Consider the following 12,892-nt stretch of genomic DNA (forward strand, 5'->3'; position numbering starts at 1 on the left):
TTTGCAAATCGGTTGAACCCCATGTAAGCCGTGTTCTCATGCAGGACCAGTGCGACGACAACAGGATCTGGGTCTTCGGCTACGGCTCGCTGATCTGGAACCCCGGCTTCGATTTCGACGAGCGGATGCTCGCCCGTGCGCCGGGTTGGGAGCGCAGCTTCTGCCTCCGTTCGCTGGTGCATCGGGGCACGCCCGAAGCGCCGGGGCTGGTGCTGGCGCTCGACGAGGGGGAGGGTGGCTGCGCGGGGCTCGCCTTCGCGATCCGGCCCGGACAGGAAGACGAGGTCATGGCCTATCTGCGCGAGCGCGAGCTGGTCACCTCGGCCTATCTGGAACGCGAGATCGACGTCGATCTGGATGACGGGCGGCGCGTGCGCGCGGTCACCTATGTGATCGACCGCCATCACGATCAGTATTGCGGCGGGCTTTCCGATGACGAGCAGGCGCGGATCATCGCCAGCGCCACCGGCGGGCGCGGTCCGAACCGCGATTATCTGTTCAATACTGCCCAGCATCTGCACGAATTGGGCATCCCCGATCCCCATCTTGATGCATTGGTGGCACGGCTGCACGACTTGTCGTGATAGCCCTTGGCGAAGGGCTGCACCCTCGCTAGGCTCTGCGCAAACAGGCAAGAGGGGCAATAATGGAAGAGCCGATCCGGCTGGAGCCGCAATTCTCACAACCCGTGCGTCAGGTGATCCTGATGCTTCTGGTGCTCGGCTTGGTCGCTACGGGTGGCTATTTCGCCTATTCGCGCATCTTCCCGATTTTCCTCGCCAATCCCTGGCTGAACGGGGTGATCCTCGCGGTCTTCGTCTTCGGCATCCTCGCCTGTTTCTGGCAGGTGGTGCAGCTGGTGAAGGCGGTGAACTGGATCGAAAGCTTCGCCGCCGACCGTCCCGGTCGTCCGCAAGTGCGCCCGCCGTCGATGCTCGCGCCGCTTGCGTCCCTGCTGGGCTCGCGCGAGGCGCGCCGCGCGGTGTCGTCGTCCTCGGGGCGCTCGATCCTCGAATCCGTCGCGACCCGGATCGACGAGGCGCGCGACATCACCCGCTATATCGCGGGGCTGCTGATCTTCCTCGGCCTTTTGGGGACGTTCTACGGCCTCGCTACCACCGTGCCTGCGGTGGTCGAGACGATCCGCGCACTGGCGCCCAAGGAAGGCGAGAGCGCGATCGGCGTGTTCGACAACCTGATGACAGGTCTGGAGGCGCAGCTGGGCGGCATGGGCACGGCGTTTTCCTCGTCGCTCTTGGGGCTTGCGGGCTCGCTGGTGGTGGGCTTGCTGGAACTGTTCGCGAGCCACGGTCAGAACCGGTTCTACCGCGAGCTGGAGGAATGGATTTCCTCGATCACGCGGCTTTCCTTCACCGCGCTCGAAGGGGGCGATGGCGAAGGCTCGATGGTGGCGGGCGTCCTCGATCACATGTCCGAGCAGATGGACCAGATCCAGACGCTGTTCGTGCGCTCCGATGCGGGGCGCGTGCAGACCGAAGCACGGATCGCGCATCTGTCGAACGCCATTCACGACCTGTCGGAACGGCTCTCGGCGGAGATGGATGCGCGGCACCGCCAGCAAGGCGCGCTGCAGCAGATGGCCGAGGGGCAGGAGCGGCTGATCGGCGCGCTCGATCACCTCGCGCAGCGCACGGCCGAGGGCGCTCCCGAGGCGGAGGCGCTGATGGAGACCCGGATGCGGTTGCGCTCGATCGACCAGCAGATGATGCGGATGCTCGAGGAAGTCAGCGCCGGGCGGCAGGAAAGCATGGCCGAGCTGCGCCATGATTTCGCAGGTCTCACCCGGGCGATCCTCGGCTACAAACCGCATCGCGAGGATTAATTCATGGCTCTGGCACGGCGCGGCGGCAATCGGTTCTCGACCAATATCTGGCCGGGTTTCGTCGATGCGATGACGGCGCTTCTTCTGGTCCTGATGTTCGTGCTGTCGATCTTCATGATCGTGCAATCTGTGCTGCGCGATACGCTGAGCACCAAGGAAGGCGAGCTGATCCAGCTGAACGAACAGGTGTCGAACCTCGCCAAGGCACTGTCGCTGCAACAGACCAAGACGCAGCAGCTGACCGGCGAGTTGGAGAATGCGAAGGACAAGGCCGACCAGCAGGACTCGCTGATCGCGACGCTCACCTCGCAGCTCGATGACCGCAAGGCCGCGCTGGCCGATGCCAAGCAGAAGATCACCGAATTCGAGGCCCGCGTCGCGCAATTGGTGGGCGAGCGCAACGCCGCGCAGCAGGATGCGAGCGCCAAGGCCGACGAAATCCGGCTAAGCAAGGAAACCATCGCCGATCTGCGCGACAAGCTGACGAAATCGGGCGATGAGGTCGCGGCGATGACGCTGCAACTCGAAGAGGCGCGCAAACAGGCCGAGGACACGCTGACCAAGCTCGCCGCCGCGCAGACCGCGAAAGACGATCTGGAAAAGCAACTCGGCAAGCAGCTCTCCGAGGCCGAGAAGCAGGCGGCGCTGAAGGCCACCGCGCAGAAGGCGCTGGCCGATCAGCAGGCGATCTCGGAAGGCGCGCAGAAGAAAGTCGCGCTGCTCAATCAGCAGGTTGCGGCGCTGCGCGGTCAACTCGCCCAGCTGCAAAATGTGCTCGACGAGGCGCAGCAGAAGGATGCCGCGGCCAAGGTGCAGCTCGACAATCTCGGCCAGCAGCTGAACGCGGCGCTCGCCCGTGCCGCCTCCGAGGAGAAGAAGCGCGCCGATCTGCAGGAGAAGATGCGCAAGGAGGCCGAGGCCAAGGCAAAAGATCTGGAGAACTACCGCTCTGAATTCTTTGGGAAGCTGTCGCAGCTTCTGAAGGGCAAGCAGGGCGTGAAGATCGAAGGCGACCGCTTCGTGTTCTCCTCTGAGGTGCTGTTCGCGCCGGCCTCCGCCACCCTGTCGGATGCGGGCCGCGCACAGATCAAGCAGGTGACATCGCTGCTCGACCAGCTGCGTGGGGAAATCCCGGGCGACATCCCGTGGATCATCCGCGTCGACGGCCATACCGACGACACGCCGCTGTCGGGGCAGGGCGAGTTCAAGGATAACTGGGAACTGAGTCAGGCCCGCGCGCTGTCGGTGGTGAAATACATGGTCGAGAGCCTCGGCTTCCCGCCGCAACGCCTCGCCGCCGCGGGGTTCGCGCAGTTCGACCCGGTGAACACCGCCGACACGCCCGAAGCGCGCGCCCAAAACCGCCGGATCGAGTTGAAGCTGACCGAGCGCTGAGGCGTCGGTCAGCTGGGTTCCGTCCGCCAGTCGAGGAACGCCCCGAGCCGTCGCTCGGCACTGCCCTGCAAGCTGCGAAATGAGTGCGCCCCGATGACAAATGAAAAGGCTGCCGGGCCAAGCTCCGGCAGCCTTCTGCGTTAATCGCGTCTGCCGAGGGCCGCGAAGCCCCCGGCTGCGTGCTTATTTCGCGATCCGGTCGAGGATGCGCGCCCAGGAGCGGATGCCCTTGTGGAAGCTTTTCACGTCGTATTTCTCGTTCGGCGAGTGGATCGCGTCGTCGTCATTGGCGAAGCCGATCAGCATCGCGTCCATGCCGAGGATCGACTTGAAGTAGTAGCCGATCGGGATCGAGCCGCCCATGCCGACGATCACCGCCTCACGGTTCCATTCGTCCGAAAGCGCCTGACGCGCGGCTTCGAATTCGGGGCGCGAGGTGTCCATCACGGAAGCCGGTGCGCCATCGAGATCGCCGTCCCAGGTGATGCGCGCATCGACGGGCAGGCGTGCCTCGACATGGGCGCGCAGCGCCTTGCGGACGTGGGCGGGGTCCATGTCGCCCACGAGGCGGCAGGTGATCTTGCAATGCGCCTCGGCCGGGATCACGGTTTTCGAGCCCGCACCCTGATAGCCGCCCCAGAGGCCGTTGATCTCCAGCGTCGGGCGTGCCCATTGCTGCTCCAGCGTCGAATAGCCCTCTTCGCCATGCGGCACAGTCATGCCCGCGTGCTGAAGGTATTCCTTCTCGTCGAAGCCGCAGGTCTTCCACGCTTCGAGCTGTTCGGCCGGGACTTCGTGGACGCCCTCGTAGAAGCCATCCACCGCAACGCGGCCCTGATCGTCATGGAAGCTCGCGATGACCTTGGAAATCTCGCGCAGCGGGTTCAGGGCAGGGCCGCCGTAATGGCCCGAATGCAGGTCGATGCGCGGCCCGTGCAGGGTGAATTCTTCCTTCAGCATCCCGCGCAAGGAGCCTGCGATCGAGGGCACGCCGGGCGAGACCATCGAGGTGTCGCAGATCAGCGCCAGATCGGAGGTCAGCTCTTCGCGGTTGTTCTCGAGGAAGGGCACCAGCGAGGGCGAGCCCGATTCTTCCTCGCCTTCAAGAAAGATCACAAGATTGCCAGGCAACTCGCCGTTCACGGCCTTGTAGGCGCGGCAGGCCTCGATGAAGGTCATCAGCTGACCCTTGTCATCGGACGCGCCGCGACCGCGGATGACGCGACCGTTCTCGGTATCCTCGATCTGCGGCTCGAAGGGGGGCGTGTCCCACAGCTCCAGCGGGTCCACCGGCTGCACGTCGTAGTGACCGTAGAACAGCAGGCGCGGGCCCTCGCCCTTGGAATGCGCAACCACCATCGGGTGCCCCGTGGTCGGGCGCAATTCGGCGTCGAAACCCAGCGATTTCAATTCCTTGACGAGCCATTCCGCAGCTTCGTGGGTCTCTTCGCGATAGGCCGGATCGGTCGAGATCGAGCGGATTTTCAGCAGCTCGAAAAGACGGTCCATCGCGGCGTCCAAGCCGCTATCGATTTCGGTGAGAACCTCGTTCAGTGCCATGCTGGCCTCCTTTATTTTGGCCTCAGCCTAGGGCCGCGCGCGGCACTGTCCAGAGGGGGTGACGCAAGGGCGCGACAAATTGCGAAAACTGAATGTTTGCTTTTCATGACTATTTGCGACATTTTTGCGCTTCAGGGAGAGGAATTTGACATTTATCAATGTCGCGCTTTGTGGTGCCCGGTAGGGCAGACCCAGCGAACAGTCATGCAAGGGAAGCACGAGATGGATTACGACCGCGCACTCGATCAGGCGATTGACAAGCTGCACGAGGAAGGCCGCTATCGCGTCTTCATCGATATCGAGCGCGAGAAGGGTAATTTCCCCCACGCCGTCTGGACCAAGCCGGACGGGTCGAAGCAGGACATCACCATCTGGTGCGGCAACGACTATCTGGGCATGGGCCAGCATCCGGTCGTCCTGGCCGCGATGCACGAGGCGCTGGACGCCACCGGCGCAGGCTCGGGCGGGACGCGCAACATCTCGGGCACGACGGTCTATCACAAGCGGCTGGAGCATGAGATCGCCGATCTGCACGGCAAAGAGGCCGCTCTGGTCTTCTCCTCGGCCTATATCGCGAATGACGCGACGCTGAGCACGCTGCCCAAGCTGTTCCCCGGCCTCATTATCTATTCCGACGAGCTGAACCACGCCTCGATGATCGAAGGCATCCGCCGCAACGGCGGGGCGAAGCGCATCTTCCGTCACAATGACGTCGCGCATCTGCGCGAATTGCTGGCCGCCGACGATCCGGCCGCGCCGAAGCTGATCGCCTTCGAGTCGGTCTATTCGATGGATGGCGATTTCGGCCCGATCTCCGAACTGTGCGATCTGGCCGAGGAATTCGGTGCGCTGACCTATCTCGACGAGGTGCACGCGGTCGGCATGTATGGTCCGCGCGGCGCCGGTATCGCCGAGAAGCTGGGCGAGATGGACCGGATCGACATCTTCAACGGCACGCTGGGCAAAGCCTTCGGTGTGTTCGGCGGCTATATCGCGGCTTCGGCCAAGATGGTCGATGCCGTGCGCTCCTATGCGCCGGGCTTCATCTTCACCACCTCGATCCCGCCGGCGGTTGCGGCTGGCGCTGCCGCGTCGATCGCCTTCCTGAAAGGCGAGGGCGGTCAGGAGCTGCGCGACAAGCAGCAGCTGCACGCGAAGATTCTCAAGATGCGCCTGAAAGGTATGGGCATGCCGATCATCGACCACGGCTCGCATATCGTGCCTGTGATCATCGGAGACCCCAAACATACCAAGGCCTTGTCGGACATGCTGCTCGACGAGTTCGGGGTCTATGTCCAGCCGATCAACTTCCCGACCGTGCCCCGCGGCACTGAGCGTCTGCGCTTCACGCCCTCGCCGGTGCACGACACCGGTATGATTGACGGTCTGGTCAAGGGCATGGACGCGCTTTGGGCGCGCTGTGAGCTAAATCGCGCCGAAGCCAGCGCGTAAGCCACATAGGCGCGTGCGCGGCTCGCTTGCTTGTGATAAGCCTTTGTTAATCGAAGGGGCTATTGGCTCCGAATCGACGCAGGCGGGAAAACGGCAGGGACAGGCAGCATGATCGGGCGAAGGGCTAAACCTTCGACGGGGGACGAAGTCAAACCTAAAGGGTTCGACGATTTCGAACTTCGTCTTGGCGATGTGATGCGCGGCGAGCGGGCGACGCTCGCCAAATCGCTCCTTGATGTCCAGCGCGAACTCCGGATCAAAGCAGCCTATATCGCGGCCATCGAAGCCTGCGACGTGGAAGCTTTCGACACGCCTTCTTTCATCGCGGGCTATGTGCGTTCCTACGCGCGCTATCTCGGCCTCGACCCAGAATGGTCGTTCCAGCGCTTCTGCAACGAGGCTGGCTATTCGCCCGCCCACGGCATGTCCGAGGCCGCCTCCGGCCCGAAACCGCAGCGCGACCCGAAGGATATGGCCGAGGCGCTCGCAAATCCCGCGTTCATTCCGCGCAAGGAATCGATCTGGACCAAGATCGAGCCGCGCGCCGTCGGTGCGCTCTTCGTTCTGGCGCTGATCGGCGGCGGTATCGGCTATGGCGGCTGGACCGTGCTGCAGGAAGTGCAGCGCGTGCAGCTGACGCCTGTGGATCAGGCCCCCGGCGTGATGGCCGATCTCGACCCGCTCGACTCGGTTAAGGACGGGCCCGAGATGGCGCAGGCCGACGACACGCTGCCCGAGGTCAACCAACCCGAGCGCTCCGCGCGCATCTACCGTCCGGCGGCGCTCGACGCGCCGGTTCTGGTCTCGCGCGACGGGCCGATTGCTTCGATCGACCCCAATGCGACCGGCGCGCTGGCCGGGCAGGGCGTGGGCGCAGCCGCTCCGGGGCTGACCCCCAATCTCATCGGTCTGGCGCAGTCCAACACGTCCCCGAATACGCCGCAGGGCACGCAACTCGCCTCGGCGGCGGGCCCCGAGAACAATATCCAATCCGCCGTCGCCAAGGCGCTGGGAGCGGATCAACCCGATGTCGTCGTGCTGGCCGTGCGCCCGTCCTGGGTGCGGATCAAATCCGCCGATGGTGCGACGCTGTTCGAGAAGGTCATGGATGCGGGCGAGCGTTACGTGCTGCCCAAGCTCGAAGAAGCGCCGACGATGCGCACCGGTGAATCCGGCGCGATCTATTTCGCGGTCAACGGCGTGACGCATGGCCCGGTCGGCAAGCGCGGTCAGGTCACGAAGAACATCAAGCTGTCGTCGGCCGCACTCGACGAGGACTATCCGGTCGCCAATCTCGCGCAGGACAAGGACCTCGCGAAGATGATCGCCGTGGCCGATGCGGGCGATGCCGCCGCGCCGGCCCAGACCGACCAGCAATAAACCGCAGATCACGATCCGCCCCGGCCCGTTGCACCGCAGCGGGCCTTGGCGTATCAGGAGCCGAAGTCTCGAAGGAGCGTTTGCATGTCTCTCAACCCGGTCCGTCCGTGGCGCAATATCTACCGCCGCAAGTCTCGCCAGATCATGGTCGGCAATGTCCCCGTCGGGGGCGATGCGCCGATCTCGGTGCAGACGATGACCAATACCGACAGCTCGGATGTGCGCGCGACGCTCGATCAGGTGATCCGCGCGGCGGATGTCGGCGCGGATATCGTGCGCGTCTCGACCCCGGACGAGTCCAGCACGCGCGCCTTGCGCGAGATTTGCCGCGAAAGCCCGGTGCCGATCGTGGCGGATATCCATTTCCACTACAAACGCGCGATCGAGGCGGCGGAGGCGGGGGCGGCTTGCCTGCGCATCAACCCCGGCAATATCGGCGATGAGAAGCGCGTGGCCGAGGTCGTGCGCGCCGCCAAGGATCATGGCTGTTCGATCCGGATCGGCGTGAACGCGGGTTCGCTCGAGCGGCATCTGCTGGAGAAATACGGCGAACCGTGCCCCGAGGCTATGGTCGAGAGCGCGATGGACCATATCCGCATTCTCGAAGATCACGATTTCCGCGAATACAAGATTTCGGTGAAGGCATCGGACGTGTTCCTCGCCGCCGCCGCCTATCAGGGCATTGCGGATGCCACCGATGCGCCGATCCACCTTGGCATCACCGAGGCGGGGGGGCTGACTTCCGGCACGGTGAAATCCGCGATCGGGCTGGGCAACCTCCTGTGGATGGGTATTGGCGACACGCTGCGCGTCTCGCTCTCGGCCGATCCGGTCGAAGAGGTGAAGGTCGGTTTCGAGATTCTGAAATCTCTCGGGCTGCGCACTCGCGGCGTGCAGATCATCTCCTGCCCGTCCTGCGCGCGTCAGGGTTTCGACGTGATTGCGACCGTGGCGGAGCTGGAAGAACGGCTCGAACACATCAAGACCCCGATCTCCCTGTCGATTATCGGCTGCGTCGTGAACGGTCCCGGCGAGGCGCTGATGACCGATATCGGCTTTACCGGCGGCGGTGCCGGATCGGGCATGGTTTACATGGCCGGCAAGCAGGATCACAAGCAATCCAACGCGGATATGATCGACCATATCGTTGAACTGGTTGAGAAAAAGGCTTCCGAGATCGAAGCGGAGAAAGCCGCCGCCGAATAAGCGGAAAAGCGCCGCAGTGCCCCCGAAATCAGCCCCTATCACGCTGCCGTGATAGGGTTCCGGGGGAACGAATTGGCGCCCCTCCACATTTCCCTCCCCACAACGGAGAGAGGCCGTCCCTCGTGGCGGTCAGGGTAATGAAGGAGGTAAGTCCAATGACCCGCAAGTTCGCAACTATCCTCGCTGCTGCCGCCAGCACCACCATGATCGCCGGTACCGCTTTTGCCGAGACCAGCCCGCCGCTGATGGCCACCGCCCAAGGCGAGTTCGATATCCATGCCGGGGTCGAGGCCTCGTCGAAAACGATCGCGACGGTCTCCGACGGCACCATCGTCCCGGTGGAAGGCTGTCTTCCCGATGGCACGATCTGTCAGGTGACTTTCGATGGCATGAATGGCTATGCGCCCGCAGGTCAGCTGGGTGTGATGGTCGATGGCCAGATGGCGCTTTTGTCGACCGGCCCGCAATCGGTCACCGTGAACCAGATCCAGGTCCCGGGTGATAACGCCAACAAGGATGGCCAAGGCGCTGCGGCACTGACCGGTGCTGCTGCTGGCGGGGCAGCCGGTGCGGCCGTGGGTGGCCCCGTGGGCGCCGTGGTCGGCGCGCTGATCGGTTCCGCCGGCGTGGGCGCTGCGGCCAAGCCCGAGCCCACCACGATCACCTGGGTTGAGAAGCATCCCGTCGCGCCGGTCTATCTCGACGGGGAAGTCGCGACCGGCAAGGTCATTCCGGACATGGTGACGCTGACGCCGGTGCCGGACAGCACCTATGCCTATGGCAACATCAACGACAACACGGTCTTCGTGAACCCTGATAGCCGCGCGATCGTCTACGTCGTGCCCGCCTCGTAAGGCTCGATGATAGAGACCATAAAGAAAGCCGGCGCCTCACCGCGCCGGCTTTTTTATCGCGGTAGGCAGTTCGCACGCAGTCCTATCCGGTTCGCAGCCAAACGCGATCGACTTGCCGCGTCGCGGGCCTCGGCGAGCGGCATGGTCCTCGCCGCGGTCGAGCGCTCCGGCTATTGAGCCGGGCCAATCGTCAACTCGCTCGCGGAAGCGCGTCTTGGTCCTCAATCACAGCGGGGGAGGTCGAGAATTGCGTCACGGCTTTGCGGAGTGCCTCGGCGAGGTCGTCGAGCATTTTGCTTGCAGCGGTGGTTTCTTCGAACATCGCGACATTCTGGCGGGTGGCGTGGTCGAGCTGTTCGACCGAACCGTTGATCGCCGCGAGGGTGCGGGACTGCTCCTCGGAGGAGCGCGCCATCTGGGCGACGCGCTGCGAAATCTCTTCGACCGATTTCACGATGCCTTCGAGCGAGGCGACGGTCTTGCTGACGAGTTCGACGCCGGTGCTGACCTGTTGGCCCGAGGCTTCAATCAGTGCGGTGATCTCTTTTGCGGAGGCGGAGGAGCGCTGCGCGAGGTCGCGCACTTCAGAGGCGACGACGGCGAAGCCGCGACCGGCCTCACCTGCGCGGGCAGCTTCCACACCGGCGTTGAGCGCAAGGAGGTTGGTCTGGAAGGCGATATCGTCGATCACCGAGGTGATGCGCTCGATCTGTTTCGAACTGGTTTCGATTTCGTTCATCGCGCGGATCGACTCGCTGACCACCGCGGCGCTTTCCTTGGCGACGGTTTCCGCATTGCTGGCGGCACTCGCGGCCTCTGCGGCCATTTTCGCGCCCGATTGCACCGAGGAGGTCAACTCGTTGAGCGAGGCGGCTGCGTCGGCAAGGGTGCCCGATTGCTTCTCGGCCCGGGTCGAGAGGGAGGCGGAGGCGGCGCTGATCTCGCCGATCTGTTGGCGGATGTCGACGCTGTGGCCGGTGACAAGGGCAATGGCGCCCTCGAGTTGCTCGATCGCCGTGTTGAAATTGACGGCGAGCCCCGCGTAATCCGCATCCACCTCACCGAGCCGGGCCTTGAGGTCCTTGCGCGAGAGCTGTTGTAGGGCGATTTCGAGCGCTTCGACGACGCGGGTCTGGCGTGCTGTGGTTTCGGCGCGTTCCTGGGCGAGATCCTCTTCGGCCAGGCGGGCGAGGCGGGTCGCTTCTTCGACTTCACGCGCGTTGCGTTCCGCATCGACGCGCAGCGCCTCTGCCTTTTGGGCGGCCTCGCTGGCGGCGTCCTGCATCTGCTGGGCGCGCGTGGTCTCTCCCTCCGCTTGGCGACGGGCTTCGTCGGCTTGGGCGGTGGCGTCGATCGCCTCTGCCATACGCTCTTCCATCGAGCTTTCCATGCGGCGGCGGTTGAGCACGGCATAGACGAGCACCGCCGTTTCGATGGCGACGGTCGCACCGTGGAAAAGCGAGCGCGAGACATTCTCCCAGATATCCGCGCTGGGATAGATCAGGCTGGGCATCAGGACCGAGAGCGCGAGGTGATGCACCACCACAGTCGCGGCGGCGAAGAAGATCGCGCGGTTGTCGACCATCACGATCAGCACGGCCATCAGCGCGAAAAACGAAAGGTGCGCATCGATTTGCCACGGATGCCCGGAGAGCGCGGCGGTGAGGGCCACGGCCTGACCGATCACCCCTTGCGCGAGGATGGTGTTCCCGCGCCGCCGGTCGCGCATCTGCCACCCGAGCAGAGCGGCAGAGGCGAAGACCCAGGCGGTCACGCTGGCCACGAGGAAGGCCGTACCCACCAGATAGGCGGTTGCCGTGACGATCGCGGCCATGGCGACTGTTCCGAAGGCCAGCAATTTCCGCACCTGGCGCATATGCGCGTCTTTTTGTGGCGCTTGCACAGTGGTCGGCCCAGCGGTGTTCCCGTCAATCATCAGAGGTCCCTCAAATCTCGGCCGCCCCGCAGAGCCAGGCCATTTTCTTAGCGTCGAGAACGACCCATGCCCCCGCCGCCCGCAGCCGGGCGAGCGTGCCCGGCGCATCTGCTGCCGCGAATTCCCCCAAGGGCGCGCGCACCGGTCCCACGGGGTGCGCCCCTGCGGCGGCGATCACCTGATCGGCGGCGCGCCAGGGTGGGACGACGACGAGGTAAAGCCCCGCTTGGTCCTCTGGCAGCATGCCGAGGGCGGCGATTGGTGCGCAGAGCACCGAGAGGGTCATAAGCAGCAGTTCGAGTCGCATCACAGTCCTTTTCGAGGGCAGGCTACGCCCGATCCATTAACGGCCCCCTAAGAGGTGAAAACTTTGGACTCTCACGGTAAACGACATGAAAACGCCGCCCGGATCGCGATGGACCCGGACGGCGCTTGCTATCTTAAAAATCTCAATCCAAAGAATGCCGTGCGCGGCGTTCTTCAGATGCGGATCACTCGGCGTTGCGCTCTTCTGCTACCATTTTCGCCATTGCCGCTTCGGGCGCGTAGCCGCGCAGCAGCTGCCCGCCGATCACGAAGGCCGGGGTGCCCGAAATCGCCATGCGCTGTGCCAGCTGGTAGTTCTGACGCAGCACCTCGGTCACCTTGTCATCGTTCATCTGCTTCAGGATCGGATCGGGGTCGAGGCCCTGGTCCTTGGCGAACTGGCTCAGGCTTTCGACGGTGAGATTGCCGCGGGCCTTCATCAGCGTGTCGTGCATCTTCGCATAGGCGTCGTCGCCGTCGATCTGCTTCGTCGCGACCGCGAAGCGCGCCGCCAGTTCAGACTGCTGCCCGAGGATCGGGAATTCCTTGACGATGAAGCGGATATTGCCGTCCTTCGAGATCAGGTCCGAGACTTCGTCATAGGCTTTTTTGCAGTAGGTGCATTTGTAATCCATGAACTCGACGACGGTGATGTCGCCATCGGGATTACCGCCGACCCAGCTGTAACCGTCCTCGAAGATATCCTTCGCATTGGTCTTGATCAGCTGCTTGTCGTTATCGGCCTGCTGCGCCTGCTGCTTGGCTTCCAACTCGTTGATCGCCTCGACCAGAACCTGCGGATTGGCCATCAGGTACTCGCGCACGGCGTCACCGAAGGCGGATTTCTGGCTGTCGGACATGTTGGCGAAGTCGAAATCCTGCGCGGCTGCCGGGGTGAGCGGGGCGGCCGTGGCGAGCGCGGCGAAGGCGGTCGCGGCCAGAAGCGTGCGGAGCATGGGC

11 protein-coding genes are annotated in these 12,892 nt (G+C 64.1%); 7 read left to right on the top strand and 4 right to left on the bottom strand.

The genetic code is table 11. The features are described 5' to 3' along the window. Positions 1–38: 38 nt before the first annotated feature. The 3 genes from BMI85_RS10155 to BMI85_RS10165 all read left to right on the top strand — a co-directional run bounded on the left by BMI85_RS10155 (position 39) and on the right by BMI85_RS10165 (position 3,238). Positions 39–584 (top strand): gamma-glutamylcyclotransferase, encoded by a 546-nt coding sequence (locus tag BMI85_RS10155; RefSeq protein WP_210402340.1) that lies wholly within the window; start codon positions 39–41, stop codon positions 582–584. A gap of 62 nt (positions 585–646) precedes the next feature. Continuing rightward, positions 647–1,843 (top strand): biopolymer transporter ExbB, encoded by a 1,197-nt coding sequence (locus tag BMI85_RS10160; RefSeq protein WP_078520972.1) that lies wholly within the window; start codon positions 647–649, stop codon positions 1,841–1,843. A gap of 3 nt (positions 1,844–1,846) precedes the next feature. Further along, entirely contained in the window at positions 1,847–3,238 is a 1,392-nt protein-coding gene (locus tag BMI85_RS10165; protein ID WP_078601223.1) for a peptidoglycan -binding protein, read from the top strand. A 183-nt stretch (positions 3,239–3,421) separates the two neighbouring features. On the opposite strand, the gene BMI85_RS10170 is transcribed toward BMI85_RS10165, so the two are convergent. Continuing rightward, a complete protein-coding gene (locus BMI85_RS10170) occupies positions 3,422–4,798 on the bottom strand; it encodes a dipeptidase (RefSeq protein WP_078570876.1) in 1,377 nt (458 codons plus the stop codon). 222 nt (positions 4,799–5,020) lie between these two features. Between BMI85_RS10170 and hemA the strand changes: the two genes are divergently transcribed. The 4 genes from hemA to BMI85_RS10190 all read left to right on the top strand — a co-directional run bounded on the left by hemA (position 5,021) and on the right by BMI85_RS10190 (position 9,690). Next, positions 5,021–6,250 (top strand): 5-aminolevulinate synthase, encoded by a 1,230-nt coding sequence (gene hemA / locus BMI85_RS10175; protein WP_078520969.1) that lies wholly within the window; start codon positions 5,021–5,023, stop codon positions 6,248–6,250. Between the two features lie 108 nt (positions 6,251–6,358). Then, positions 6,359–7,630 (top strand): helix-turn-helix domain-containing protein, encoded by a 1,272-nt coding sequence (locus BMI85_RS10180; protein ID WP_078520968.1) that lies wholly within the window; start codon positions 6,359–6,361, stop codon positions 7,628–7,630. 84 nt (positions 7,631–7,714) lie between these two features. Beyond that, positions 7,715–8,836 carry a flavodoxin-dependent (E)-4-hydroxy-3-methylbut-2-enyl-diphosphate synthase gene (gene ispG / locus BMI85_RS10185; protein WP_078540524.1) on the top strand — a complete coding sequence of 374 codons (1,122 nt, stop codon included), beginning with the start codon at positions 7,715–7,717 and terminating at the stop codon, positions 8,834–8,836. Positions 8,837–8,991: 155 nt separating this feature from the next. Next, positions 8,992–9,690, top strand: a complete 699-nt coding sequence (locus tag BMI85_RS10190) for a DUF1236 domain-containing protein (protein ID WP_078540526.1) — start codon at positions 8,992–8,994, stop codon at positions 9,688–9,690. Positions 9,691–9,880: 190 nt separating this feature from the next. On the opposite strand, the gene BMI85_RS10195 is transcribed toward BMI85_RS10190, so the two are convergent. The 3 genes from BMI85_RS10195 to BMI85_RS10200 all read right to left on the bottom strand — a co-directional run bounded on the left by BMI85_RS10195 (position 9,881) and on the right by BMI85_RS10200 (position 12,888). Then, positions 9,881–11,566 carry a methyl-accepting chemotaxis protein gene (locus tag BMI85_RS10195; protein ID WP_168174773.1) on the bottom strand — a complete coding sequence of 562 codons (1,686 nt, stop codon included), beginning with the start codon at positions 11,564–11,566 and terminating at the stop codon, positions 9,881–9,883. Between the two features lie 70 nt (positions 11,567–11,636). Then, on the bottom strand, positions 11,637–11,933 hold the full coding sequence (locus BMI85_RS21140; RefSeq protein WP_143595052.1) for a hypothetical protein: 297 nt from the start codon (positions 11,931–11,933) through the stop codon (positions 11,637–11,639). Between the two features lie 184 nt (positions 11,934–12,117). Then, positions 12,118–12,888 (bottom strand): DsbA family protein, encoded by a 771-nt coding sequence (locus BMI85_RS10200; RefSeq protein WP_078601225.1) that lies wholly within the window; start codon positions 12,886–12,888, stop codon positions 12,118–12,120. Positions 12,889–12,892 lie beyond the last annotated feature (4 nt).

Origin of the sequence: Thioclava sp. DLFJ4-1 (assembly GCF_002020145.1) — a bacterium.
Taxonomy (GTDB): domain Bacteria; phylum Pseudomonadota; class Alphaproteobacteria; order Rhodobacterales; family Rhodobacteraceae; genus Thioclava; species Thioclava sediminum.